The 24,108-nt window shown below is 69.1% G+C and carries 35 protein-coding genes and 1 pseudogene; all 36 read right to left on the bottom strand.

Annotation, left to right across the window (positions count from 1 at the left end):
- Window positions 1-29: 29 nt before the first annotated feature.
- On the bottom strand, window positions 30-266 hold the full coding sequence (locus tag RQM47_RS05870; protein WP_311663668.1) for a hypothetical protein: 237 nt from the start codon (window positions 264-266) through the stop codon (window positions 30-32).
- Between the two features lie 111 nt (window positions 267-377).
- Complete coding sequence (def, locus tag RQM47_RS05865; RefSeq protein ID WP_311663666.1) at window positions 378-959, bottom strand: peptide deformylase; 582 nt, start codon at window positions 957-959, stop codon at window positions 378-380.
- Window positions 960-1,028: 69 nt separating this feature from the next.
- Window positions 1,029-1,460 carry a Holliday junction resolvase RuvX gene (ruvX, locus tag RQM47_RS05860; protein ID WP_311663664.1) on the bottom strand — a complete coding sequence of 144 codons (432 nt, stop codon included), beginning with the start codon at window positions 1,458-1,460 and terminating at the stop codon, window positions 1,029-1,031.
- A gap of 295 nt (window positions 1,461-1,755) precedes the next feature.
- Window positions 1,756-2,142 carry an HU family DNA-binding protein gene (locus RQM47_RS05855; protein WP_311663662.1) on the bottom strand — a complete coding sequence of 129 codons (387 nt, stop codon included), beginning with the start codon at window positions 2,140-2,142 and terminating at the stop codon, window positions 1,756-1,758.
- Between the two features lie 258 nt (window positions 2,143-2,400).
- Window positions 2,401-4,716 carry a bifunctional (p)ppGpp synthetase/guanosine-3',5'-bis(diphosphate) 3'-pyrophosphohydrolase gene (locus RQM47_RS05850; RefSeq protein WP_311663660.1) on the bottom strand — a complete coding sequence of 772 codons (2,316 nt, stop codon included), beginning with the start codon at window positions 4,714-4,716 and terminating at the stop codon, window positions 2,401-2,403.
- A 458-nt stretch (window positions 4,717-5,174) separates the two neighbouring features.
- Window positions 5,175-5,891 (bottom strand): 50S ribosomal protein L17, encoded by a 717-nt coding sequence (gene rplQ, locus RQM47_RS17415; protein ID WP_349256317.1) that lies wholly within the window; start codon window positions 5,889-5,891, stop codon window positions 5,175-5,177.
- 71 nt (window positions 5,892-5,962) lie between these two features.
- Window positions 5,963-6,940 carry a DNA-directed RNA polymerase subunit alpha gene (locus RQM47_RS05840; protein ID WP_349256318.1) on the bottom strand — a complete coding sequence of 326 codons (978 nt, stop codon included), beginning with the start codon at window positions 6,938-6,940 and terminating at the stop codon, window positions 5,963-5,965.
- Window positions 6,941-7,036: 96 nt separating this feature from the next.
- Window positions 7,037-7,639: a 30S ribosomal protein S4 gene (rpsD, locus tag RQM47_RS05835; protein WP_311663656.1), complete on the bottom strand. Its 603-nt coding sequence runs from the start codon at window positions 7,637-7,639 to the stop codon at window positions 7,037-7,039.
- Between the two features lie 207 nt (window positions 7,640-7,846).
- Window positions 7,847-8,242 (bottom strand): 30S ribosomal protein S11, encoded by a 396-nt coding sequence (gene rpsK / locus RQM47_RS05830; RefSeq protein WP_311663654.1) that lies wholly within the window; start codon window positions 8,240-8,242, stop codon window positions 7,847-7,849.
- Window positions 8,243-8,419: 177 nt separating this feature from the next.
- On the bottom strand, window positions 8,420-8,800 hold the full coding sequence (gene rpsM, locus RQM47_RS05825; protein WP_311663652.1) for a 30S ribosomal protein S13: 381 nt from the start codon (window positions 8,798-8,800) through the stop codon (window positions 8,420-8,422).
- Window positions 8,801-8,882: 82 nt separating this feature from the next.
- On the bottom strand, window positions 8,883-8,999 hold the full coding sequence (gene rpmJ, locus RQM47_RS05820; RefSeq protein WP_095510537.1) for a 50S ribosomal protein L36: 117 nt from the start codon (window positions 8,997-8,999) through the stop codon (window positions 8,883-8,885).
- A gap of 163 nt (window positions 9,000-9,162) precedes the next feature.
- The gene (gene infA, locus RQM47_RS05815; RefSeq protein WP_094549367.1) at window positions 9,163-9,381 is read right to left on the bottom strand and encodes a translation initiation factor IF-1; all 219 of its coding nucleotides are present in this window, start codon (window positions 9,379-9,381) and stop codon (window positions 9,163-9,165) included.
- Between the two features lie 13 nt (window positions 9,382-9,394).
- A complete protein-coding gene (gene map, locus RQM47_RS05810) occupies window positions 9,395-10,246 on the bottom strand; it encodes a type I methionyl aminopeptidase (protein WP_311663647.1) in 852 nt (283 codons plus the stop codon).
- Entirely contained in the window at window positions 10,247-11,563 is a 1,317-nt protein-coding gene (gene secY / locus RQM47_RS05805; RefSeq protein ID WP_311663645.1) for a preprotein translocase subunit SecY, read from the bottom strand.
- A 52-nt stretch (window positions 11,564-11,615) separates the two neighbouring features.
- The gene (gene rplO, locus RQM47_RS05800; RefSeq protein WP_311663643.1) at window positions 11,616-12,074 is read right to left on the bottom strand and encodes a 50S ribosomal protein L15; all 459 of its coding nucleotides are present in this window, start codon (window positions 12,072-12,074) and stop codon (window positions 11,616-11,618) included.
- A 183-nt stretch (window positions 12,075-12,257) separates the two neighbouring features.
- Window positions 12,258-12,437, bottom strand: coding sequence for a 50S ribosomal protein L30 (gene rpmD, locus RQM47_RS05795; RefSeq protein WP_311663641.1), 180 nt, complete (start codon window positions 12,435-12,437; stop codon window positions 12,258-12,260).
- A gap of 87 nt (window positions 12,438-12,524) precedes the next feature.
- Entirely contained in the window at window positions 12,525-13,073 is a 549-nt protein-coding gene (gene rpsE / locus RQM47_RS05790; protein WP_311663639.1) for a 30S ribosomal protein S5, read from the bottom strand.
- Between the two features lie 12 nt (window positions 13,074-13,085).
- Window positions 13,086-13,439, bottom strand: coding sequence for a 50S ribosomal protein L18 (gene rplR / locus RQM47_RS05785; protein WP_311663637.1), 354 nt, complete (start codon window positions 13,437-13,439; stop codon window positions 13,086-13,088).
- A 69-nt stretch (window positions 13,440-13,508) separates the two neighbouring features.
- On the bottom strand, window positions 13,509-14,075 hold the full coding sequence (rplF, locus tag RQM47_RS05780; RefSeq protein WP_314007854.1) for a 50S ribosomal protein L6: 567 nt from the start codon (window positions 14,073-14,075) through the stop codon (window positions 13,509-13,511).
- Window positions 14,076-14,123: 48 nt separating this feature from the next.
- The gene (gene rpsH, locus RQM47_RS05775) at window positions 14,124-14,525 is read right to left on the bottom strand and encodes a 30S ribosomal protein S8 (RefSeq protein WP_311663633.1); all 402 of its coding nucleotides are present in this window, start codon (window positions 14,523-14,525) and stop codon (window positions 14,124-14,126) included.
- A gap of 129 nt (window positions 14,526-14,654) precedes the next feature.
- Window positions 14,655-14,924 carry a 30S ribosomal protein S14 gene (rpsN, locus tag RQM47_RS05770; RefSeq protein ID WP_314007852.1) on the bottom strand — a complete coding sequence of 90 codons (270 nt, stop codon included), beginning with the start codon at window positions 14,922-14,924 and terminating at the stop codon, window positions 14,655-14,657.
- Between the two features lie 39 nt (window positions 14,925-14,963).
- The gene (rplE, locus tag RQM47_RS05765; protein WP_311663629.1) at window positions 14,964-15,536 is read right to left on the bottom strand and encodes a 50S ribosomal protein L5; all 573 of its coding nucleotides are present in this window, start codon (window positions 15,534-15,536) and stop codon (window positions 14,964-14,966) included.
- A gap of 50 nt (window positions 15,537-15,586) precedes the next feature.
- The gene (rplX, locus tag RQM47_RS05760) at window positions 15,587-15,973 is read right to left on the bottom strand and encodes a 50S ribosomal protein L24 (protein WP_314007849.1); all 387 of its coding nucleotides are present in this window, start codon (window positions 15,971-15,973) and stop codon (window positions 15,587-15,589) included.
- Window positions 15,974-15,977: 4 nt separating this feature from the next.
- Entirely contained in the window at window positions 15,978-16,346 is a 369-nt protein-coding gene (gene rplN / locus RQM47_RS05755; protein WP_311663625.1) for a 50S ribosomal protein L14, read from the bottom strand.
- 42 nt (window positions 16,347-16,388) lie between these two features.
- On the bottom strand, window positions 16,389-16,679 hold the full coding sequence (gene rpsQ / locus RQM47_RS05750) for a 30S ribosomal protein S17 (RefSeq protein WP_311663623.1): 291 nt from the start codon (window positions 16,677-16,679) through the stop codon (window positions 16,389-16,391).
- 205 nt (window positions 16,680-16,884) lie between these two features.
- Window positions 16,885-17,106, bottom strand: coding sequence for a 50S ribosomal protein L29 (gene rpmC / locus RQM47_RS05745; RefSeq protein ID WP_311663621.1), 222 nt, complete (start codon window positions 17,104-17,106; stop codon window positions 16,885-16,887).
- A gap of 534 nt (window positions 17,107-17,640) precedes the next feature.
- A pseudogene (gene rplP, locus RQM47_RS05740) lies at window positions 17,641-18,048 on the bottom strand (50S ribosomal protein L16); the annotation flags it as partial.
- A gap of 38 nt (window positions 18,049-18,086) precedes the next feature.
- A complete protein-coding gene (rpsC, locus tag RQM47_RS05735; protein ID WP_311663619.1) occupies window positions 18,087-18,845 on the bottom strand; it encodes a 30S ribosomal protein S3 in 759 nt (252 codons plus the stop codon).
- A gap of 22 nt (window positions 18,846-18,867) precedes the next feature.
- Window positions 18,868-19,239 carry a 50S ribosomal protein L22 gene (gene rplV / locus RQM47_RS05730; RefSeq protein ID WP_311663617.1) on the bottom strand — a complete coding sequence of 124 codons (372 nt, stop codon included), beginning with the start codon at window positions 19,237-19,239 and terminating at the stop codon, window positions 18,868-18,870.
- A gap of 66 nt (window positions 19,240-19,305) precedes the next feature.
- Entirely contained in the window at window positions 19,306-19,584 is a 279-nt protein-coding gene (gene rpsS / locus RQM47_RS05725; protein WP_311663615.1) for a 30S ribosomal protein S19, read from the bottom strand.
- A gap of 5 nt (window positions 19,585-19,589) precedes the next feature.
- Window positions 19,590-20,420, bottom strand: a complete 831-nt coding sequence (gene rplB, locus RQM47_RS05720) for a 50S ribosomal protein L2 (RefSeq protein WP_311663613.1) — start codon at window positions 20,418-20,420, stop codon at window positions 19,590-19,592.
- Between the two features lie 100 nt (window positions 20,421-20,520).
- Window positions 20,521-20,814 (bottom strand): 50S ribosomal protein L23, encoded by a 294-nt coding sequence (rplW, locus tag RQM47_RS05715; RefSeq protein ID WP_311663611.1) that lies wholly within the window; start codon window positions 20,812-20,814, stop codon window positions 20,521-20,523.
- Window positions 20,815-20,816: 2 nt separating this feature from the next.
- The gene (gene rplD, locus RQM47_RS05710) at window positions 20,817-21,671 is read right to left on the bottom strand and encodes a 50S ribosomal protein L4 (protein WP_314007845.1); all 855 of its coding nucleotides are present in this window, start codon (window positions 21,669-21,671) and stop codon (window positions 20,817-20,819) included.
- 79 nt (window positions 21,672-21,750) lie between these two features.
- On the bottom strand, window positions 21,751-22,377 hold the full coding sequence (rplC, locus tag RQM47_RS05705; RefSeq protein ID WP_311663609.1) for a 50S ribosomal protein L3: 627 nt from the start codon (window positions 22,375-22,377) through the stop codon (window positions 21,751-21,753).
- Between the two features lie 72 nt (window positions 22,378-22,449).
- The gene (gene rpsJ, locus RQM47_RS05700; protein ID WP_311663608.1) at window positions 22,450-22,758 is read right to left on the bottom strand and encodes a 30S ribosomal protein S10; all 309 of its coding nucleotides are present in this window, start codon (window positions 22,756-22,758) and stop codon (window positions 22,450-22,452) included.
- 90 nt (window positions 22,759-22,848) lie between these two features.
- Entirely contained in the window at window positions 22,849-24,036 is a 1,188-nt protein-coding gene (tuf, locus tag RQM47_RS05695) for an elongation factor Tu (protein ID WP_311666076.1), read from the bottom strand.
- Window positions 24,037-24,108 lie beyond the last annotated feature (72 nt).

The following is a 24,108-nucleotide window of genomic DNA, read 5'->3' as shown; positions in this document are numbered from 1 at the left end:
GCGGTGGGCGGCAGACGGGCCACCGGACTCTACTGGTACCCCTTCCCCTCGCGCTCGGCCTGCCGCACCTTCTCTTCGTCCAGCTCGACCGTCGGCTTGTCGACGCCGAGCGAGCCGGGGTCCTGCGGGCCGGCGTTGACCTGGGGCGGGACCTCCTCGGAGTAGTCCACGCCGTCCTCGTTGTCCTCGCCCACCTTGTCCTCGACGTAGTCGGGGCGCTCGTCGCGGAGGTGGAGGGGGTCCTTCTTGGTGGAGAGATCGGCCATCAGATCGTAGGTGTGTGGAGCGGTCCTACCCCGAGCGGCGGGGCGGAGGTCCGGCCTCGGGGGCGCCCCGGTCTTTCCTGACCGCCCCGCCCTCGCGCGGGCGGAGCGGCGTTATTCGGCGAACGCGAGCGGGTAATCGGTCTCGACGTCGCCGCGGGCGATGGCCTTCAGGCGGCGCTGGAGGAGCCGCCGGCGGAGCGGCGAGAGGTGGTCGAGGTAGAGGACCCCGTCGAGGTGGTCGAGCTCGTGCTGGACCACGCGCGCGAGCGGCCCCTCGGCGTCGAGCTCCTGCGGCTCGAAGTGGCGGTCGAGGAACCGCACGCGGAGCCGGTCCGGCCGCCACACGGTCTCGCGGAGGTCGGGGATGGACAGGCACCCCTCCTCGGCGTCCACGTCGTCGCACGCCTCGTCGACCACGATCTCGGGGTTGATGAGCACGAGCGGGCCGCGGGCGTAGTCGGGCACCTCGCCGCCGTTGTCGCGCGCGAGGTCGTCGGCGTACGACGAGAGGTCGGCGACGAACACGCGGAGCGCGCGCCCGACCTGAGGCGCCGCGAGGCCCGCCCCGTTCGCCCCGCGCATGGTCTCGATCATGTCGTCGAGGAGCGTCTGGAGCTCGGGGCTGTCGGCCTCGATGGGCGCCGCGCGGTCGCGGAGGACGGGCTGGCCGTAGGCGTAGATCGGGAGGATCAAAGCAGGAGTCGGAGGGCGTGGCGGACACAACGCGCGAGGAGCGGCCGGGAGCCGCCCCGCCCCGCCCTTTCACACGGCCTCCCCGCCCTCGGCGAGCCAGTCGTCCAGGATCACGCACGCGGCCGCCGCGTCGAGCGCGCCGCGCCGGCGGCCGCGTGGCACGCCGGCCTCGACGAGGTCCGCGAGCGCCCGCTTCGACGACCCGTGCTCGTCCTGGACCTCGACGCGGATGCCCGGGACCGCCTTTTTCAGCCGCCCGATAAACGGCCGCACGCGGTCGACGGCCTTGCCCTCCGCGCCGTCCACGAGCAGCGGCCACCCGACGACGGCGACCTCGATGCCCTCGCTCGCGTGGAGCGCGGCGAGCACGCCCAGCGCCTCGCCCGGCCGGTACGTCCCCAGCGGCCGCGCGAACAGCCGGAGCGGGTCGGCCACGGCCACGCCCACGCGCCGCGTGCCGTAGTCGATGCCGACAAGGCGGGGGCGGGGCGGGGCGGTCATCGCAAGGCGGAAGGCGGAAGGCGGAAGGCGGAAGGCGGAAGGCGGAAGGCGGAAGATGCCCCACCCCGCCCTCGGCGTGGGCGGGGCGGCCGACGGTGCGGCATGGCATGCGACGCCGTCGGGCCGCAGCGTCTGGGCGGGGCCGTAGCGTCTGGGCGGGGCCGTAGGGGCGACCGGCGGTCGCCCACCGGGCGGGGCGGACCCACGAACGGCGCACGGATGGGCTCCCCCCAAACGGCGCCGCCCCGCCCCGCGGTCGTGCGGGGCGGGGCGGACGCGCCAGCGGGCGGGGCGGCTAGGCCGCCTTCGCGCGGCGGCTCGGGTGGTCGGCGCTGCCTTCGGGGATCTCGTAGCCCAGCTCTTCGAGCGGCGTCTGGAGCTCCTGCCGGAGGTACTTGCCCGGCTTAAAGTGGGTCTTCCGGCGGGCCGGAATAAACACCGTCTCGTTCGTCTTCGGGTTGCGGGCCTTCGGCTTGGCCTTCGTCTTCTTGACCTCGAACACGCCGAACTCGCGGAGCTCGACGCGGACCTCCGGGTCGGCCGAGAGCATCATGTCGCGGAGCGACTCGATGGTCGCCTGGACCCACGGCTCGCACTTGTAGAGCGGCTCGCCGGTGGCCTCGGACACGCGGCGCGCCAGGTCTTTCTTGGTCAGGGTGGGGGTTCGGTCGGGGGAGCTCATGTGTGGTGGTGTCGGGCGGGGCGGAGTCGGCGCGTGCACATGCGCCGCGGGCCGCCCTCGAATCGGGGGACTCAGCCGGAGGCGCCCGCACGCGCCCCGAGCTGCTGAGCCTTCTGAACGCTCCAAAGGTACCTATTGTGTTCCGGCGCCTGCCGGTCTCACCCGATTGTTCTGAATCGCAAGGGCTTCCGGCGCAAGCTCAGGGAGCGGACCGCACATAGGCTCAGGAACTCCCCGCCCCGCCCATACCGCCGCCCCCTAATCGTCGCGGTAAACGCCGTAAATCCCGTCGAGTCGGCCCAGCCGTTTCACGATCCGCTTGAGCTGTCCGACGTCGCTCACGTAGAGCACGATCGTGCCTTCGAACATACCGTCTTCGCTCGTCACCGTGATCGAGCGGATGTTGGTCTTGAGGCTCTTCGAGATCACCGCCGTCATGTCGCTGACGATGCCGACCCGGTCCTCGCCGACGACCCGGAGCGTGGACGAAAACTGGACGTCCTTCTGGCGGCTCCACTCGACCGGGATCACGCGCTCGCCGTGGTCGGCGTAGAGGTGGGCCGCGTTCTTGCACGACCGGCGGTGGACGTTGACGGCGCCGGTCCGCGAGAGGAACCCGAACACGTCGTCGCCGGGGATGGGGCCGCAGCAGGCCGCGTACTCGACGACGAGGTCCGTGTGCCGCTCGCCCTCGATGACGAGCGCGGTCCGGCCGCCGCCCCGCTCGCGGGCGTCCTCGCGGAAGTCGACGGCGTCGACTTCGAGGAGGGCCGGCGACGCGCCGCCCTCGTCGGCCGGGACCTCGGGCTCGGGCGCGCTCCCCTTCTGGAGCGCAGCGACAAAGTCGTCGGGGTCGTAGAGGCCCGCGCCGACCTCGAAGAACAGCTGCTGAGCGTTCGGGAACCGGAGCGCCGCCGAGACCCGGTTGATCGTCTGCTCGTCGGGCGCCAGCTTGGCGCGGGCCAGCTTCTTGTCGAGCAGCTCGCGGCCGTGGGCGACGGCCTTCCGCCGGCGCTCGTTGATCCAGTGGCGGATGCGCGACTGCGCCTTGTGCGTGACGACGAACCCCGCCCAATCCGGATTGGGCGTCTGCCGCTTCGAGGTCAGGATCTCGACCTGCTCGCCGGACTGGAGCACGTACGAGAGCGGGACCATCTTGCCGTCGGCCTTGGCCCCGATGCAGTGGAACCCGACCTCGGTGTGGATCTGGAACGCGAAGTCGACCGGCGTGGCGCCCCGCGGCAACGTCACGAGGTCGCCGCCGGGCGTGAAGACGTAGATCTCCTCGTCGTACAGGTTGAGCTGGAACTCGCGCACGAACTCGCCGGCGTCGCCCGAGGCCGGCGTTTCGAGCAGGTCGCGGACCCACGCGTACATCTCGTCGAGGCGGGCGTCGCCGGCCCCGGCCGCCCCGCCCACGCCGGCGGGCACGGTGGGCGGGGCGGCGCCGTCGCCACCGGGGTCGGCCTCCTTGTACTTCCAGTGGGCCGCCACGCCGCGCTCGGCGATCTCGTGCATCTCGCGCGTGCGGATCTGGATCTCGACCGGCCGCCCGCCCGGCCCGATGACCGTCGTGTGGAGGCTCTGGTAGCCGTTCGACTTGGGGACAGAGAGGAAGTCGCGGAAGCGGTCGGTGACCGGCGGGTAGAGCGCCGTCAGCGCCGAGTAGACGCGCCAGCAGTCTTCGCGGCCCTTTTTCCCCGTCGACTCGAGGATGACGCGGATCGCGAACAGGTCGTACACCTCGTCCAGCGACACGCCCTGCCGCTGCATCTTGTTGTAGATGGACGTGATGCTCTTGGGGCGCCCGTAGATCTCGAAGTCGAACCCGCCCTCCTCCAGCTCGGCGCGGATGGGCTCCACGAACTGCTCGACGTACCGCTCGCGCTGGCGGCGCTTGGCGTTGAGCCCGCGCGCGATCTCCTGGAACGCCTCGGGCTGGAGGTACTTCAGCGACAGGTCCTCGAGCTCCGTCTTGACCTCGTGGAGCCCGAAGCGGTGCGCGAGCGGGGCGAACAGGTTCTGCGTCTCGGCCGCGATCCGCCGCTGCTTCTCCGGCCGGACCGCCCCCAGCGTCCGCATGTTGTGGAGCCGGTCGGCGAACTTGACCAGGATCACCCGGACGTCCGACGCCATCGACAGCATGAGCTTGCGGACGTTCTCGGCCCGGCCCAGCCCGCGGTCCTCGAACACGCTCCCGATCTTGGTCACGCCGTCGGTGATTTGCGCGACCTCGTCGCCGAACTCGCTTCGGAGCAGGTCCAGCGAGAGGTCTGTGTCCTCGACCGTGTCGTGGAGGAGGGCCGCCGCGACGGTCACGTCGTCGATGCGGATGTCCTTGGCGGCGATGAGCGCGACTTCGAGCGGGTGCGAGATGTAGAGCTCGCCGGACGCCCGACGGTCGTCGCGGTGCGCCCAGTACGCGACCCGGAACGCGCGCCGGATCATGGCCTCGTCGACCGACGGCAGGTTCCGGCGGCAGTGCTCAATGAGCACGCGGAGCCCGCGCTCGTACTCGGGTGCGACGACGAGCCCGTCGAGGTGGGCGTGGAGCTCTTGGGAGGCCTGGAACATGGGCGCCGGGCGGGGCGGGGTGGTCCTGTACAGGTGGGGTCGCGAGCCTGAACGCCCGAGCGCCGGAGTTGTGGCGGGCGGGGCGGCTGGGCTCCCACCCCGCCCGAGCGCCGCCACCCCGCCCACGTTTCGCGGCCCCACAAGCGACCGAGCCCGCCGAGGTCTCGACGCGCCGTGAGGGCGGGGCGGCGAGTGCTGCCCTCCAGCGTGTACCACGGACGTTTCCCCGAGCGTCCCCCGATGACAGGAGCACGGAGCGAGGGCGGGGACCAACTCCCGAGAACCAACCGCCCCGCCCCCGGTGCCCGCCCGTGTTCTATCCAGATCGGAAGCCCATACGGTGAGTCTGGAGAGGGAGTATTCCTGTCGCGAGCCGCTCCCTGAGGGCGGGGTGGAAACTGAACGCGGGACCCCGCCGCAAAGGCAGGGTCCCGCGGGGACCGTTCGGGCGGGGCGGCCTAGCGGTGGTCGCCGCTACGCCCCTGGTTCTCAGCGCCCGCCTCCGGCGGCGGCTCGCCGGTGCCCGGCGCCGCCCCCTGCTCGGCGTCCCCGTGGTCGGGGTGGTCGCCGCTCTGGGGGACCTGCGGGTTGCCGGTCTCGACCGGGTTGGCCGCGTTGGACGCGACGGCCTCGGCCTCCTGGCTCTCCGGCGCGCCCGCGGGGGCGTCGGCGGGCGGGGCGGCCTGGGCCTCCGCCTCGCGGGCCTTGGCCTCGGCGGCCGGGACCGTCGGGGCTGCGTTGTTGCCCCTGGAGCGGCGCGAGCGGCCAGACCGGCGCGTCTTCCGCTTCGAGCCCGCCCCGCCCTCAGGCCGGACATCGTTGAAGTCGACGAGCTCGACGATCGCCATCTCAGCCGCGTCGCCGTCGCGCTGGCCCAGCTTCACGATGCGCGTGTAGCCGCCGGGTCGGTCGCCGACAGCCGGCGCCACCTCGTTGTAGAGGGTCTTGACAGCCTCCTTGTTGCCGAGCCGGCGGAAGGCCTGCCGGCGCCCGTGCGTCGAGTCGTCCTTGGAGCGCGTGATGACGGGCTCGACAAAGCGGCGGAGCGCTTTGGCTTTGCCGAACGTGGTCGTGATCCGCTTGTGCTCGAGGAGCGCGGCCGACATCGACTCGAGGGTCGCCTTCCGGTGGGAGGCGTTCCGGCCGATCTTAAGGATCTTCTTTCCGTGGTTCATAGCGGGTACTGGGTACGAGGTACAGGGTACTCGTACGAGGGCGTACCCCGTACCCAGTACCCCCGTACCGTCTAGTTCAATTCGCCGTAGCGCTCGACGTCCATCCCGAAGCGGAGGCCCCGCTCTTCGAGGACGACGGCGAGCTCCTGGAGGCTCTTGCGGCCGAAGTTGCGGAACTTCAGCATCTCGCTCTCCTCCCGGCGCACGAGGTCGCCGATCGACTTGATCGACGCGGCGCGGAGGCAGTTCTGGGCGCGGACCGAGAGGTCGAGGTCGTCGACCGACTGGTTCAGGATGGCCCGAATACGCTGGACCTCGGCGTCCACCTCGGTCTCCTCGGCGTCGTCGCCGGCCGTCGTGTCGACCTCGACGAAGAGCCCGATGTGGTCGCGGAGGATGGCCGCCGCGCGCGTGAGCGCGTCCTCGGCCGTCACGCTCCCATCGGTCTCCACCTCGAGCGTCAGGCGCTCGTAGTCGATCCGGTCGCCCACGCGCGTCGGCGTGACGTTGTAGCGGACGTTGAGGATGGGCGTAAAGATGGAGTCGACTGCGATGACACCGATGGGGTCGTCGGGCCGCTTGTTCTCGTCAGCCGGCACGTAGCCCCGCCCCTGCTCGACGCGGAGGTCGATGCGGACGTCGGCGTCCTCGGCCAGCGTGGCGATGTGGTGGTCCGGGTTGAGGACCTCGAAGTCGGCCGTGTTGTCGGCGACGTCCTTGGCCGTCCAGGCGCCGGCGCCTTCGAGGTGGATCGAGACCGAACCCTCCTCCTCGTCCTCGGCCCGGAACCGGACGCCCTTCAGGTTGAGGATGATGTCGGAGACGTCCTCGGTCACGCCCGAGATGGTCGAGAACTCGTGCTGGACGCCGTCGATACGGACGGCCGTGATGGCAGTCCCGCTCAGCGACGACAGGAGCACGCGCCGGAACGCGTTCCCGATCGTGACGCCGTAGCCGCGCTCGAGCGGCTGGACGACGAACCGCCCGTAGGTGTCGGTCATCTCCTCGACCGTGACGCCGTCGGGCATCTGGAGCTGCATCTGTGCCATGATCATTTAGGTAGGGGGTCGATGGGTGACGGGCACGCCGCCCCGCCCTCGGGTCCGCCCCGCTCGTGACGAGGGGCGGGGCGGCGCACCGGGCGATTACTTGCTGTAGAGCTCGACGATGAGCTGCTCCCGGATGTTCTCCGGGACGTCCTCGCGGACCGGGTAGTCGAGGAACTTGCCCTTGAGCCCGTCGCGGTCGACCTCGAGGTACGGGTACTGCCGGCGGTTCGTCGAGAGCGCGTCCTGGATCGCGTCGAGGTTCTTCGACTTGGGCCGGACCTCGACGATGTCGCCGGGGCGCAGCGTGTGCGACGGGATGCCCGAGACGCGATCGTTGACCATGACGTGCCCGTGCGTCACGAGCTGCCGGGCCTGGCGGCGCGTCCGCGCGAAGCCCAGGCGGTAGACGACGTTGTCGAGCCGCGCCTCCAGAAACTGGAGCAGGTTCTCTCCGGTCACGCCCTTCTTGCGGGCCGCCTTCTCAAAGAGGTTCCTGAACTGGCGCTCCAGGAGGCCGTAGGTGTACTTCACCTTCTGCTTCTCCTTGAGCTGCGTGGCGTACTCGCTCTCGCGGCGCCGCCGGGCGTTCCCGTGCTGGCCGGGGCCGTAGGGCTTGCGCTCGAGAGCCTTGGAGGGGCCGAAGATGGGCTCGCCAAAGCGGCGGGCGACTTTCTGCTTGGGTCCGCGGTAACGGGCCATATCGTTCTCGTGAGTCTGTGCCTCGCGCGTTCAGAGGGTGCGGGGCGGGGTGGTGACTACGTGCGGTCCGCCCCCGCGTCCGGTCATGCCGGGGCGGGGCGGGCGCAGCCGGGCTTAGAGCCCTCGCGTCGCTCGGGGAGGGATGAAAGAGAGACAGGGGATGAGGAATGAGCGTGCCCATCCCTCCATGTCCCGTCCCTCTATCCCTCACACGCGGCGACGCTTGGGCGGCCGGCAGCCGTTGTGAGGAATCGGGGTGGTGTCGCGGATCGAGAGGACCTCGAGGCCCGCGTTGGCGAGCGAGCGGATGGCGCCCTCGCGGCCGGAGCCCGGCCCCTTGACGTACACGTCTACGCGGCGGAGCCCAAGGTCGTGCGCCTCCTTCGCGGCCTCGGCCGCGGCGACGCCAGCGGCGTACGGCGTGTTCTTCCGCGAGCCGCGGAAGCCCATCTTGCCCGACGACGACCACGAGATCGTGTTGCCGTACGCGTCGGTGATGGTGATGAGGACGTTGTTGAACGACGCCTTGACGTAGGCATGACCGTTCGACTCGACCTGGACCTTCTTCTGGTTGCGGCGGGCGCCGCGCTGCTGCTTCGCCATGAGAGCGTGCTGAGGAGGCCGGAGCCTCGGAGGTGGAAATCAAAACCGCCCGGCGGGGCGGGGTGGCGCGTCAGGGGTGGTCCCACCCCGCCCCATTGACTCCAGGGCGGGAGGATGCCTGCGTGCGCCGGCGAACGGCCAGAGGGCGGGGTGGCCGAAACCGCCCCGCCCCCGCGACTACTTGCGCGGGGCCTTCTTCTTCCCGGCGACCGTCTTCTTGCGGCCCTTCCGGGTGCGGGCGTTCGTCTTCGTCCGCTGGCCGCGGACGGGGAGCCCCTTGCGGTGGCGGAGCCCACGGTAGCAGCCGATGTCCATCAGCCGCTTGATGTTGAGCTGCGTCTCCGTGCGGAGCGAGCCCTCGACGACGTAGTTGTCTTCGATAAGGGACCGGACACGGCGCGTCTCGTCCTCCGACCACTGATCGGGGTACGTGTCGGCGTCCACGCCGGCTCGCTCTAGGATCTCCTGGGCGCGGCTGTCGCCGATGCCGAAGATGGACGTGAGTGCGACCGCGCCGCGCTTGCGGCCGGGGACGTCGACTCCTGCGATTCGAGGCATAGGTCTGAATGCTGAATGGTGAACGCTGAACGATGACGCCTGAGGGTCGACCCCTTCCGCGTTCGTCGTTCGGCGTTCAGAATTACCCTTGGCGCTGCTTGTGCTTGGGGTTCTTCTTGTTGATGATGTAGATGCGGCCTTTCCGGCGGACGATCTTGTCGTCGGCCGACCGCTTCTTGACGCTGGCGCGGACCTTCATGATGCTTCGGGAGGGGGAGCGGACTCGGGGCGGTCAGACAAGAACGCGACACGGTCGGGGAGGAATGCCGACGGCGCCGTGAAAAGCCCGCCGAACCGGCCGCCCCGCCCGTACAGCTGTTCGTGCGGGCGAGGTGGCGTGAACGCGCCCCGCTCCGCCCGCGCTACTTGTAGCGGTAGACGATCCGGCCCTTCGTGAGGTCGTACGGCGACAGCTCGACCGTCACGCGGTCCCCGGGGAGGATGCGGATGTAGAACTTCCGCATCTTGCCGGAGAGCAGTCCCAGGATCTCGTGCCCGTTCTCGAGCTCGACCCGGAACTGGGCGTTAGGGAGGGCTTCGGTCACTTTGCCGTCTTGTCGGATCGCGGGCTGCTTCGCCATAAAGTGGAGTGTGTTACTGCGGGGAGGCCGCCTCATGGGCGGGCGGGGTGGCGGGCGCGCCGGCCTCGGCCAGGGCGCGCTCGATCAGGTCGTAAGAGGAAAGAACCTCGGCGTGCCCCTTCTGAACGAGCACCATGTGCTCGAAGTGCGCGCTCGGGCGCCCGTCGGCCGTGCGGACCGTCCACCCGTCGTCGTCGACGGTGACGTCGGAGGTGCCGCCGTTGATCATGGGCTCAATGCAGAGCGTCATGCCGGGCTTGAGCTTTTTGCCCACACCCTTGCGGCCGACGTTCGGGACGTTCGGAGGCTCGTGGAGGCGCCGCCCCACACCGTGCCCCACGAGGTCGCGCACGACACCGTAGCCCCGCCCCTCGCAGTAATCCTGCACGGCGTGCCCGATGTCGCCCGTGCGCCGCCCCGCCCCCGCCTGCCCGATGCCGAGGTAAAGAGACTCTCGGGTGGTGGCAAGCAGCTCCTGCGTCTCCGCCGACACGGTGCCCACGGGGAACGTGTAGGCAAAGTCACCGAAGTAGCCGTCCAACTCGACGCCGCAATCGACGGAGACGATGTCCCCCTCCTGGAGGGCGTACGAGCTTGGGAAGCCGTGGACCACGACGTCGTTGACCGAGATGCAGAGCGACCCGGGGAACGGCGGCGTGTCGCCGCCCATCCGGTAGCCCTTGAACGCTGGCCGACCGCCCGCGTCTCGGATGACGGCTTCGGCCGCGTCGTCGAGCTCCTGCGTCGGCGTTCCCGGCCGAACGAGCCCGGCGGCCGCAGCGAGCGCGCGCTCGACGACCGCCGCCGCCTTGCGGATGCCCGCGACGTCTCGGTCGGTCTTTAGAACGATTCGGCCCGTCGCCATCTAGCGGCGCCGGCCGCGCACGCGGCCCGTCTTCATGAACCCGTCGTAGTGCCGCATCAGCAGGTGGCTCTCGATCTGCTGGAGCGTGTCGAGCGTCACGCCGACGAGGATGAGCAGGCTCGTGCCGCCGAAGAACTGGGCGAACCCAGGGAGCACGCCGGCCTGCGCCGCGATCGCCGGCAGGATGGCCACGAACCCGATAAAGAGCGCGCCGGGGAGCGTGATCCGCGTCAGGATCGTGTCGATAAACTCGCTCGTCTGCCGGCCGGGCCGGACGCCCGGGATAAAGCCGCCCTGCCGCTTCATCGTGTCCGCCATCTCCTGCGGGTTCACGGCGATGGCCGTGTAGAAGTAGGTAAAGAAGACGCAGATGACGAAGAACAGGACCGAGTACCAGACGCCGAAGATGTCGCCGGTCGCATTGCCCACGCCCACCCAGAACGCGCTGTCAGGGAAGAAGGCCGCGATCGTGCTCGGGATGAACATGATCGACTGCGCGAAGATGATCGGCATCACGCCCGCCGCGTTAACCCGGAGCGGGAGGTACTGCGTGGTCCCGCCGTACTGCTTCCGCCCGACGACGCGCTTGGCGTACTGGACCGGGATCCTCCGTGTCCCCTGCGTCACGAACACGACGCCCATGGTGACGAGGAAGAGGGCGCCGAGCTCGATGAGGAAGACGAAGATGTTGGCCACCTCCGTGAACTGGTTCGCAAGCGCCGCCGGCAGGAAGGCGATGATCCCGATCATGATGATGAGCGAGATGCCGTTCCCAATCCCTTTCTCCGTGATCCGCTCACCGAGCCACATCACGAAGACGGTCCCCGCCGTCAGACAGATGACGCAGACGAGCGTAAAGGCCCACGCCGGAATCACGATCGCTGTCCCGCTCGTGGCTTGGAGGTTGATCGCGTAGCCGATCGATTGGAGCGCCGTGATGGCAACCGTCCCGTACCGCGTGAGCTGCGTGATCTTGCGCCGGCCGTCCTCCCCCTCGCGTTGGAGCTTCTGGAAGTACGGCACCACCGCCCCCAAGAGCTGGACGATGATCGACGCCGTGATGTAGGGCATGATGCCCAACGCGAACACGCCCGCCCGGAAAAACGCCCCACCCACGAACAGGTTGAACAGCCCGAACAGGCCGCCCTGATTCGGGTTAGCGTCCGTGAGCTGCTGGAGCGCAACCGCGTCGATACCCGGCAGGGTCACGTACGACCCCAGCCGGTAGACGACCAGGACGCCGAGCGTAAAGAGAATGCGCTGCCGGAGCTCCTGGATCTTCCAGATGTTGCGGGCAGATTCGACGACCGAGGCCATGGGGTAGAGCTGTCAGCGTTCAGCGCCGGCAAGGAGCCGGCCTGATGCTGGGTTAGTCAACGACAGTGGCGGTGCCACCGGCGGCCTCGATCTTCTGGCGCGCCGAGGCCGAAAAGGCGTGGGCGTGAACGTCGAGCCGCGACGAGAAGTCGCCGTCGCCGAGGATCTTATAGCGGCCGTTCTTGCCGCCGATCCCGAGCGCGCGGAGCGTGTCGGGCGACACCATCGCCCCCTCCTCCAGGCGGCCCTCCTCGACGAGGACGGCGAGACGGCCGATGTTGATCGGGTCGTACGCGACGCGGTTGCGGTTCTTGAACCCGAACTTCGGCACGCGGCGCTGGAGCGGCATCTGCCCGCCCTCGAACCACGTGGGGACGCCGCCGCCCGACCGGCTCTTCTGGCCTTTGTGGCCGCGCGTCGAGGTGCCGCCGTGGCCGGAGCCCTCTCCGCGGCCGACACGCTTGCGCTTCTTGGTGGAGCCCGTTGCGGGCTTCAGGTTGCTGAGGTCCATCGTATGAGTGGCTAGAGACGCCCGCCCCGTCCGTTGTAGGCCAGAGGCAGACTCGCGATGCGCCTGACGGCGCCTGCGCCGATGGCGGCGCGACAAAAAAGATAGGCGGCGCCCCAAGAGAGGGCGGTCGCCTTTTGCGTGAAAGGCCCACCCCGCCCTCGCATACGCGGGCGGGGCGGCGGCTTAGTTTTCGTCGACGGAGACGAGGTGGCGGACCTTCGCCACCATCCCCTGGATCTGGGGGGTCGCCTCGTGCTCGACCGTCCGGCCGATGCGGCCGAGGCCGAGCGCCTGGATCGTCCGCTTCTGGACGCCGGGCCGGCGGATGACGCTCCGCGTCTGGGTAATCTTGATCGTTGCCATGACTAGGGGGAAGAGGGGTGGGGGAAGCGGGAAGGGGCGGGGCGGCCTGAAAGGGAGCGTTCTCCCTTGCCTCTTGCCCCCTCCCTCTTACCCTTCAAACACCTGCTTGATGGTGACTCCGCGGCGGGCGGCGACCTCGGCCGGGTCCTGAAGCTGATTCAGGGCGTCCATCGTCGCGCTCACCTGGTTGTGCGGGTTCGACGACCCCTGGCTCTTCGAGAGCACGTTGCGGATGCCGGCGCACTCGAGGACCGCCCGGACACCGCCGCCGGCGATCACGCCCGTTCCGTCGGATGCCGGCTTGAGGAGGACGGAGCCGGCGTCGTGGCGGCCGCGGACGGCGTGGGGGATGGAGCCCGTGCCCGTCACCGGCACGCCAATCAGGTTCTTCTTGGCGTCCTCGGTCCCCTTGGAAATCGCATCGGCGACCTCGTTGGCTTTGCCGAGGCCTTGCCCGACTTGGCCGTTCCCGTCGCCGACGACGACGACGGCGTTGAACGAGAACCGCCGGCCACCTTTGACCACCTTCGCCACGCGGTTGACGGAGACGAGCTTCTCGATAAGGTTGGAGCGGTTGGCGGCGTTGTCACGCCCGTCGTTGCGACGGCCTCGGCCCCGGTTTTGCTGCTGTGCCATGGGAGTGTGTGCTTAGAGGGTGAGCCCAGCGGCGCGGGCGCCCTCGGCGAGGGCCTGGACGTTGCCGTGGTAGCGGTAGCCGCCACGGTCGAAGACGGCGCGGTCAACACCGGCCTCCTTTGCGCGCTCGGCGATCCGCTGCCCGACCGCCTTCGACGCCTCTACGCCGCCGCCCTCCACCCCGCCCTCGCGGGTCGACGCGGCGGCAAGCGTGGTGCCGGCGAGGTCGTCGATAAGCTGGGCGTAGATGTGCTTGTTCGAACGGAACACGCTCAGGCGCGGGCGCTGCGGTGTACCAGACACCTTGGAGCGGATGCGGCGCCGGATGCGTTGGCGCTGAGTGACTTTGCGGGCAGTACGTGCCATCGTAGGGTGCGCTTGGGGCCGACGGTCTGAGCCGTCGTGCCACGCGAAAAATGAAGGGGCGGGGCGGTTCTAGCGGGCGGCCGTCTTGCCGGCCTTCCGGCGGACGAACTCGTCGACGTAGCGGACGCCCTTGCCCTTGTAGGGCTCCGGGGGCCGGAGCGCGCGGATCTTGGCCGCCACCTGACCGACGAGCTGCTTGTCGATGCCGCTGATCTTGACGCGGGGGTTCTGCCCACGTGCCGACTGCGCTTCGATGGTGATGCCCTCCGGCGGCACGAAGTAGATGGGGTGCGAGAATCCGAGGGCGAGCTCGAGCACGTCGAGGCCCGACACCTTGGTCGCTTCGGCGCGGTAGCCCACGCCGATCACCTCGAGCTCTTTGGTGTAGCCGTCGGTGACGCCCTCGATCATGTTAGCGAGGAGCGACCGGGTCAGGCCGTGGAGCGCGCGGTGCCGCTTCTGGTCGGTCGGGCGCGAGACGACGAGATCACCGTCCTCTTCGGCGACCGAGAGATCGGGGTCAACGGCGAGGCCAAGCTGGCCTTTCGGCCCCTTGACGGTCGCGTGGTTCTTGCCCGAGACGTCGACCGTGACGCCGTCGGGGAGCGGGATGGGCTGCTTGCCGATTCGAGACATGAGTGCTGCAGGTGCTGGAGGCCGCCCTCGGCCTCGGGGGCGGGGTGACTAGCTGACGGTGGCGATGACTTCGCCCCCGATCCCGGCGCGCCGGGCCTCCTTGTCCGTCATCACGCCGCGGGACGTCGAGATGATGGCGATGCCGAGCCCGTTCATCACGCGCGGCAACTCGCCGGCGCCGACGTAGCGGCGGAGCCCAGGCTTGGACATCCGCGTGATCGTCTGGATCACGGGCTTGCCTCCACGGAGGTACTTGAGGTAGATCCGAATCAGCCCTTGCTTGTTGTCCTCGACGTTGACGTAGTCTTGGACGTAGCCCTTGTCGAGGAGGATCTGCGTGACCGCCCGCTTCAGCTTGGAGGCCGGGACGTCGACGTAAGGGTGGCGTGCCTTTTGGGCGTTGCGGATCCGGGTGAGGTAGTCCGCGACAGGGTCTGAGAGTGCGCTCATTGCGTCTTCGGCCGGTTCGGAGCAGAGCTCCGCCTGACCGCTAGAGGGTGTAAGGTTCGAGGTCGGTGGGTTCGGAGTCCAGGGTTTGGTTCGGGAAACAACCCGGAACGCTGGACCCTGAACCTCTCCCTACCAGCTCGACTTGCGGATGCCGGGGATCTTCCCCTCCATCGCGAGCTCGCGGAACACGTTGCGGCAGACGCCGAACTTGCGGAGGTAGCCGCGGGGGCGCCCCGTGAGGGCGCAGCGGTTGTGGAGGCGGACTGGGCTCGCGTTGCGCGGGAGCCGCTGGAGCCCCTCGTAGTCGCCGGCGGCCTTGAGGGCGGCCCGCTTTTCGGCGTACTTCGCGACGGCCTCGCGGCGCTTCTTCTCGCGGGCGATGACGCTCTTCTTGGCCATGTTGGGTTCGGTAGAGTTCTAAAAGTGAGGGCGGGGTGGCTACGCCACCTCCTGCGTCTCGCGGCGGACGAAAGGCATGCCGAGCGCCTTGAGCAGCGCGTAGGCCTCCTCGTCCGTCTCGGCCGTCGTCACGAACGTGACGTCCATGCCGGAGACGCGGGAGACCGAGTCGATGTCGATCTCCGGGAAGATGATCTGCTCCCGGACGCCCAGCGTGTAGTTGCCACGCCCGTCGAACGAGCGGTCGGGGATGCCGCGGAAGTCACGCACGGCGGGGAGCGCGAGCGTTATGAGGCGGTCCACGAACTCCCACATCCGGTCGCCCCGGAGCGTGACGGCGACGCCCACGGGCATCCCCTCACGGAGCTTGAAGTTCGAGATCGACTGCCGCGCGTTGCGGACCGCCGGCTGCTGGCCGGTAATCTTGCGAAGCTCCTCAACGGCGTCGTCGAGGATTTTCTTGTTCTGGGACGCCTCGCCGATGCCCTTGTTGATCGTCACCTTGAGCAGGCGCGGGACCTCCATCGGGTTCGAGTACCCAAACTGCTCCGTGAGGGCGGGGGCGATCTCGGAGCGGTAGCGCTCCTTGAAACGGGGGGTGTAGTTCTCCATGGTGTGTGGTTGTCGGGGGCGGGGTGGCCGCCCCGCCCTGGGAGTCCGCTCTAGCTGTCCAGCTCCTCGCCGGTGGTCTTGGCGTAGCGGACCCAACGGCCCCGCCCGGTCTCTACGCTCTCGACGCGCTTCCGCCCGATTCGCGTCGGCGCGCCGTTCCCGTCGACCGGCATCACGTTCGAGATGTGGATCGGCCGCTCCGCCTCAATGCGGCCGCCGTTCGGGTACGCCTGGTTCGGCTTCGTGTGCTTGAGCCGAAGGTTGACGCCCTCCACGAGGACCCTGTCACGGCTCGGGTACACCTCCAGCACGCGGGCCTGGTACCCCTTAGGACGGTCGTTCTGACCGCCGCCGTGGGCCGTAATCCGCTTCGTCAGGACGACTTGGTCGCCCTTTCTGACGTGGAGCTTTTTCTGCTTGTTCGTGGTACGCGGCATCGGTCTAGAGGACTTCGGGGGCGAGGGAGACGATCCGCATAAACTGGCGGTCGCGGAGCTCGCGGGCGACGGGGCCGAAGATGCGCGTTCCGCGCGGCTCGTCGGCGTCGTTGAGGAGGACGGCTGCGTTCTCGTCGAACCGGATGTACGAGCCGTCAGAGCGCCGGTACTCTTTCTTGGTGCGGACGATGACGGCGCGGGACACGTCGCCCTTTTTCACGTTGCCGCCGGGGATCGCGTTCTTGACCGACACGACGATCGTGTCGCCGACGCGGGCGTAGCGGCGGCCCGAGCCGCCGAGGACGCGGATGCAGAGGACCTGCTTGGCCCCGCTGTTGTCGGCGACGTTGAGTCTGGATTCTTGCTGGATCATGGGAGCCGAGGGCGAGCCGCCGGAGCGGCCGGGTGCACGGGGTTATCGGGCGCGTTCGACGACCTCCACGAGCCGCCACCGCTTCGTCTTCGAGAGCGGGCGGGTCTCCTGGATGCGGACCACGTCACCTTCGCCGGCGTCGTTCGTCTCGTCGTGCGCCTTCAGCTTCGTCGTCTGCTTGATAAACTTGCCGTAGATGGGGTGCTTCACCTGGCGCTCGATGGCGACGGTGATCGTCTTGTCCATCTTGTCGGAGACGACGAGGCCGACGCGGTACTTCCGCGCGCTGCGCTCGGCGGCCGCCGTGTCGGCGGTCTGTGTTTCGTTGGCCATAGCCTGGAGGCCCCTGGGGGGCGGTGCTAGTCGCTTGGTGAGCCGGTACCTCACCAACTACGGAAGGGCGCGGGCGCCCGCTGGGCGGGGCGGCGCCGACCGGCCGGCGCTCAAGCGAGCGGGCCGGGCTGAGCGATTGAGGATACGGGCGGGGCGGGTGAAGGCGCCGTCAGGACCGCCGCCCCGCCCCGCCCCCACTGAAGCTTCACGCGTCGGTCGCCGTCGCACGCGGCGTGTCAGGCGTCTGCTTCTCGCGGAGGACCGTCTTCATACGGGCGATGGCGCGCCGCTTGTCGCGGAGCACGATCGGGTTCTCGAGCCCCGTCACCGTCCGGCGGAACTTGAGGTCTGTGATGTCGCGGGTCTCCTCGTCGATGCGCTGCTCGATCTCGGCAGCGCTCATCTCGCGGATGTCGTTGGCTTTCATGTCTCGTAGGTACAAAGCGCCCCGGCGGCCACGTGGGCGCCGGGGCGGGGTGGTCTAGGCGCTGGCGGGCGGCGTGTTGCCGTCGTCCGACGTGTTGTCGCCCTGGTTCTGCGGGTTCGGGCCGGCGTTCTGCTCGGCCGACTCGTCGGCGTCTTCGCCCACGGGGCGCTCGACGGCGTCTCCCGTCGGGGCCTCCGGCTCGTCGGTGTCGACGACGTTGCCGTCCTCCTCACGGAGCGCGTCCACGTAGTCGTTGAACGCGTCGAAGTCGCCGTCGGCGAGGTACTGGGCCTGCTGAGTCCACGTCTCCTCGTTGACCGACTGCTGGTCGGTCCCGTCGGCCTCGACGATCTCCCGGAGACGGTCCAGGCTGAGACCGGCGAGCCCGGCGTAGGTCGTGATGCCCTGCGCCTCGAACGCCTCGGCGAGCGTGTCGCCCAAGCCGTAGAGGTTCGTGAGGTCGTCGTTTTGGACGTCGGCCGTGAGGCCGGAGGCGTCGCCGGTCACGTCGGCAGGGGGCGGGACGGGCGCCGACTCAGGCCGAACAACGATCTTCGCCTTAACCGGCAGCTTCTGGATGGCGAGCCGGAGCGCTTCGCGCGCCAGGTCCTCGTCCACCCCGCCGATCTCGAACACGATCCGGCCTGGCTTGACGACGGCCACCCAGTACTCGGGCGAGCCCTTGCCCTTGCCCATGCGGGTCTCGGCCGGCTTCTTGGTGATCGGCTTGTCGGGGAACACGCGGATCCACACCTTCCCGACGCGCTTCATCTTGCGCGTCATGGCGATACGGGCGGCCTCGATCTGGCGGCTCGTGAGCCACCCCGCTTCGAGGACCTTGATCCCGTAGTCGCCGAAGGTCACGCGGGCTCCGCGCTGGGCGAGCCCGGTCACGCGGCCCTTCTGCATCTTGCGGAACTTGGTCCGCTTGGGCATCAACATAGCTGTCCTGTCTGTGCTCTAGAAGAGGGGTGTGGGAGTTACCGGCGGCCGCGGCCGCCGCCGCCGCCCCGCCCGCCGCGGTCGTCCCGGCCGCCGCGACGGCGGCGCTCGGGGACGCTGGGGGCCGCGTTCTGCTGGCGCTGCGCCGTCGCGTTCGGGCTGAGGTCGGGCTTGCCGAGCACCTCGCCGTGGAAGATCCAGACCTTGACCCCGCAGGTGCCGGCGGTCGTAAAGGCCGTCGCCTCGGCGTAGTCGATGTCGGCGCGGAGCGTGTGGAGAGGCACGCGGCCTTCGAGGTACTGCTCGGTCCGGCTCATCTCCGAGCCGCCCAGCCGCCCGCCGAGGCGGATACGGATGCCCTGGGCGCCCATCCGCATGGCGGCCCCGAGCGCCTGCTTCATCGCGCGGCGGTAGGACACGCGGCCCTCCAGCTGCTGCGCGATGTTCTGCGCCACGAGCGAAGCGTCCAACTCGGGCCGCTTGATCTCGTTGATGTTGATCTGGATGTCCTTCGAGGTCAGCTTCTTCAGCTCCTCGCGCAGCTTCTCGACCTCGGAGCCGCCCCGCCCGATGATCACGCCCGGGCGCGACGTGTGGAGCGTGAGGATGACGCGCTTGGGCGTCCGCTCGATGACGGTCCGGCTGAGGCCGGCGCGCTTGAGGCGGGCGTCGAGGTAGCGGCGGATCTCCTGGTCCTCGACGAGCATCTCGGAGTACGAGCCGTCGGTGTACCAGTTGGAGTCCCAGCCTCGGATCACGCCGAGACGGAAGCCGATGGGGTTTGTTTTCTGACCCATGAGTCGGGGTGTCTGGGTGTGGTTACGCCTCGACCGCCTCGGCCGTCTCCGCTTCGGGCGTGCCGACGACGACGGTGAGGTGGCTGGAGCGCTTGAGGATGGGGTGGGCGCGCCCGCGCGAGACGGGCTGGAACCGCTTGAGGACCGGGGCCTGGTCGACCATGATCGTCTTCACGATCAGGCGGTCGTCGTCGATCCGCTCGTCCTGGTTCTGGTCCACGAGGTTGCCGTAGGCGTCCTGGATCGCGCGGCGGACCATCTTGGCCGCCTTCTGCGGCATGAACTCGAGCGTGTCGATGGCCGTCTGGGCGTTCTTGCCGCGGACGACGTCGGCCACGATCCGCATCTTTCGCGGGCTGATGCGGAGGTACCTCCGCTTGGCGCGTGCTTCCATGTCTGGTGTGTCTCTAGGGTGGGCGGGGCGGGGCGGAGCGTTGACCGCCCCGCCCGCCCGACGGCGTTAGCGGCGGCGGTCCTTTTTGGCGCCGGCGTGGCCGCGGAACGTCCGCGTCGGGGCGAACTCGCCCAGCCGGTGGCCGATCATGTTCTCGGTCACGTAGACCGGGACGAACTGCTTCCCGTTGTGGACGGCGAACGTGTGCCCGAGCATGTCGGGCGTGATCATCGAGCCGCGGCTCCACGTCTTGACGACGCGCTTTTTGCCGCCCTCGTTCATCTCGTCCACCTTCGCACGGAGCTTGTAGTGGACGAAGGGGCCTTTCTTCAGCGAGCGTGCCATAGGAGTTACTTCTTAGCCTTGCGGCGGCGGACGATGAACTTGTTCGACGCTTTCTTCTTCTTGCGCGTCTTGAAGCCCTTGGCGTAGACGCCGGTCGGGCTCTTCGGGTGGCCGCCGGAGGACTTACCCTCGCCGCCGCCCATCGGGTGGTCGACCGGGTTCATGGCCACGCCGCGCGTTTGCGGGCGGATGCCGAGCCAGCGCGAACGGCCGGCCTTCCCGATGTCGATGTTCATGTGGTCCGGGTTCGACGTCTGGCCGATCGTGGCCAGACAGTCGACCGGGACCCGGCGGACTTCGCCGGACGGGAGCTTGAGGTTGGCGAACCGCCCCTCGCGCGCCGTCAGCTGCGCCGACGTCCCGGCGCTCCGGGCGAGCTGCGCGCCCTTCCCCGGCTTCATCTCGATCGCGTGGACCTGCGTGCCCAGCGGGATGTTGGCCAGCGGGAGGCAGTTGCCGATCTCAGGCGAGGCGTCCGGCCCGCTCACGAGCGTCTGGCCGACCGTCACCTTGTCGGGCGCGATGATGTAGCGCTTCTCGCCGTCGGCGTAGACCAGGAGGGCGATGCGGGCGCTCCGGTTCGGGTCGTACTCGATCGACGCGACGCGAGCCGGGATGCCGTGCTTGCCCCGCTTAAAGTCGATGATCCGGTACCGGCGCTTGTGGCCGCCGCCGCGGTGGCGGGAGGTCTTGCGGCCGTTGTTGTTGCGGCCGCCGGAGCGCTTGCGCACGTCCAGCAGGCTCTTTTCCGGCTCCGACGTCGTGATCGTGTCGAAGGCCGAGACCGAGCGGTGCCGCTGACCCGGTGTGGTCGGGTTGAGCTTACGGATAGCCATGTGTGGGAGGGCCTACGTGCCGCCGGCCGAGCCGGGGCTTTGCGCCCTAGTGGTTCAGAACAGTCAGGATCGCCCCGAGCGGGGCGGAGAACCGAGAACGTTAGACGGACTCGTACAGGTCGATCTCGCCCGAGCGCAGCGTGATGACGGCCTTCTTCCACGCCGCCTGCCGCCCGCGGACGAGGCCGCGCTTGGTGAACTGGCGCTTCCGCTTGCCGCGGACGACCATCGTCCGCACCTCGCCGACTTCGACGTCGGGGTAGCGCGTCTCGAAGGCCTTGCGGATCTCGATCTTGTTGGCCGTCTTCGCCACCTTGAAGGTGTAGTGCTGCCCCTCTTCGATGAGGCGCGTCGACTTCTCGGTGAGGACGGGCTCGATGATGATCTCGTTCATGGTTAGGCCTCAGTCTGGGTGTCGTCGTCGGAGTCCGCCTCCGCCCCGCCCTCGGCGGCGGGCGGGGTGGTGGGCACGTCCGGAGCGGCGGGGTCGGCGGTGGTCGGCGCGTCCTCCATCGGGACCGGGAGGTCCGTCTCCTCCACCCCGCCCTCGGTGGCGGGCGAAGCGGCGGCCTTGGAGCGGGCCGCCTCCGGCGGAGCGGATTGGCCGTCGACGGTCGCCTTCTGGGCGGGGCGGAGCGCCTCGGTTAGCGCCTCGACGGCGCCCTCCTGGAGCAGGATCGTCTTGGCACCGATGAGGTCGAGCGTCGACGCCTGATCGGCGGCGAGCACCTTCACGCCTGGGATGTTGCGGGCCGAGCGGTAGAGCGTGTTGTCGAGGCCGTTCGAGAGCACGAGCGTCTTGCCGCTCACGCCGTTGCTCTTGAGGAGGTCCGCGATCTCGCGCGTCTTAGGCACGGCAAGGTCGAGGTCCTCGATCACGCGGAGCGTCGAGTCGGTCAGCTTATAGGCCAGCGCGCTGCGCCGGGCGAGCTGCTTCGTCTTGCGGTTGACGCGGACGGTGTACTCGTGCGGGCGGGGGCCAAAGATGGTGCCGCCGCCCTTGCGGAGCGGGCTCTTGGCGTCGCCGGCGCGGGCGTTGCCCGTCCCCTTCTGGCGGTACAGCTTGCGGCGCGACTTGGACACTTCGCTGCGCTCCTTCGTCTTGTGCGTGCCCTGGCGCTTATTGGCCTGAATGCTGCGGACGTCGAGCCAGATGGCGTGGTCGTTCGGCTCGATCCCGAAGATGGCGTCGTCGAGTTCGACCTGGCGTCCGGCCTCGGCGCCGGCGCGGGTGTAGACAGAGAGTTTCATGGTTCTGTTGCGTGATGCGTGATTCGTGACGGCCTGGATGCGCGGGCGGGGTGGCGCCGCGTGCATCATTCGTCACGCATCATGCCTTGCGAATCTCGACGATCCCGTTCTTGTGGCCCGGCACGGCGCCCTTGACGAGGATCAGGTTGTTGTCCGGGAAAACGCGGACGACGCGGAGGTTCTTGACCGTCACGCGCTCGCCGCCCGTCCGCCCCGCCATGCGCGTGCCCTTGAACACGCGGCTGGGGTCGGACGCCTGCCCGATCGAGCCCGGCGCGCGCTGCCGGTTGTGCTGGCCGTGCGTGGCGTCGTTGACGCCGCGGAAGTTGTGGCGCTTGACGACGCCCTGGAAGCCCTTGCCCTTCGACGTGCCCGAGACGGCGACCGTGTCGCCTTCTTCGAAGCGCTCGACGGTGATCTCGTCGCCGAGCGAGACGTCGTTGTCGAGGTCGGTGCCTCGGAACTCGACGATGTGGCGCTTGGCGTCCACGCCGGCGGCCTCGAAGTGGCCGGCCATGGCCATCGTCGTGTGCTTGGACTTTTTGTCCTGGAAACCGATCTGGACGGCGCGGTAGCCGTCGGTCTCGTCGGTCTTGATCTGGGTGACGGCACACGGGCCGGCTTCGATCACCGTGCAGACGGTCTGCCGTCCGCTGGCGTCGTAGACGCTCGTCATGCCGACCTTGCGGCCGAGAATGGCGCTCATTGAACCGGGGGGTTAGTTAAGCGGAAAAGAGAGCGGGCGGGGTGGTTGCCCCGCCCGTACATGTCGGTCGGGTCAGACCTTGATTTCGACGTCCACGCCGGAGGGGAGCTCCAGCTTCATGAGGGCGTCGACGGTCTTCGACGACGTCGAGAGGATGTCGATGAGGCGCTTGTGGGCGCGCGTCTCGAACTGGTCCCGCGCCTTCTTGTCGACGTGGGGACCGGAGAGGACCGTGTAGATCGTCTTGCGCGTCGGGAGCGGGATCGGCCCGCTGACGACGGCGCCGGTCGACTTGACCGTGCGGATGATCTTCTCGGCGCTCTTGTCGACGAGCGTGTGGTCGAACGACTTGAGCTTGATGCGGATCTTCTGATTCGCCATGTGTCATGGCCTGAGGCCAGAGTCAAAAGGGGGCGGACTCAAAGGGCGGGGTGGCGTATGGACCACCCCGCCCTGTGTCAGCGCGTGTGCTTAGTCGAGGATTTTGGAGACGACGCCGGCGCCCACCGTCCGCCCGCCCTCGCGGATCGCGAACCGCAGCCCCTCCTCCATCGCCACCGGCACGATGAGGTCCACCTTGAACTGCGTGTTGTCCCCCGGCATCACCATCTCCACCCCCTCCGCCAGCTCGATGTCCCCCGTCACGTCCGTCGTCCGGAAGTAGAACTGCGGGCGGTACCCCTTGAAGAACGGCGTGTGCCGGCCGCCCTCGTCCTTCGACAAGATGTACACCTCGCACTCGAACTGCTTGTGCGGCGTGACCGAGCCCGGCTTGCACACCACCATCCCGCGCTCGACCGCGTCCTTCTCGATCCCGCGCAGCAGCACGCCCGCGTTGTCCCCGGCCTGCGCCGAGTCCAGGAGCTTCCTGAACATCTCGACGCCCGTCACCGTCGAGGCCATCTTCTCCTCCTGCATCCCGATGAGCTCCACCGGCTCGCCCACCTTGATCTGGCCCCGCTCGACCCGGCCCGTCACCACCGTCCCCCGGCCCGTGATCGAGAACACGTCCTCGACCGGCATCAGGAACGGGCGGTCGACGGCCCGCTCCGGCGTCGGGATGTAGTCGTCGACGGCCGTCATGAGCTCCATGACCTTGGCCACCCACGCGTCCTCCCCGTTCAAGGCGCCCAGCGCCGAGCCCTGCACGACCGGGAGGTCGTCGCCCGGGAACTCGTACGACGAGAGCAGCTCGCGGACCTCCATCTCGACGAGCTCCAGGAGCTCCTCGTCGTCGACGAGGTCGGCCTTGTTCATGAACACCACCACGTAGGGCACGCCGACCTGGCGGGCCAAGAGGATGTGCTCGCGGGTCTGCGGCATCGGGCCGTCCGTGGCGGCGACCACCAGGATGGCCCCGTCCATCTGGGCGGCGCCCGTGACCATGTTCTTCACGTAGTCGGCGTGGCCCGGGCAGTCGACGTGGGCGTAGTGCCGCTCGGCCGTCTCGTACTCGACGTGGGCCGTGGCGATCGTGATGCCGCGCTCGCGCTCCTCGGGGGCGTTGTCGATGTCCTCGAACGCCTTGGCCTCCCCGCCGGACGCCTCGGCGAGCACCTTCGTGATCGCCGCCGTCAGCGTCGTCTTCCCGTGGTCGACGTGGCCGATCGTGCCGACGTTGACGTGCGGCTTCGTCCGCTGGAACTGTTCCTTCGCCATGATTCTCGTGGTCTGAGTGGTGTGCTGTCTAAATGTGGTAGGCGGGGCGGGGCGGCCTGAGCCACCCCGCCC

Source organism: Rubrivirga sp. S365, assembly GCF_032248475.1.
Classification (GTDB): domain Bacteria; phylum Bacteroidota; class Rhodothermia; order Rhodothermales; family Rubricoccaceae; genus Rubrivirga; species Rubrivirga litoralis.
Note: the sequence above shows the minus strand (reverse complement) of the source record. Positions and strands in the feature narration are given on the sequence as shown.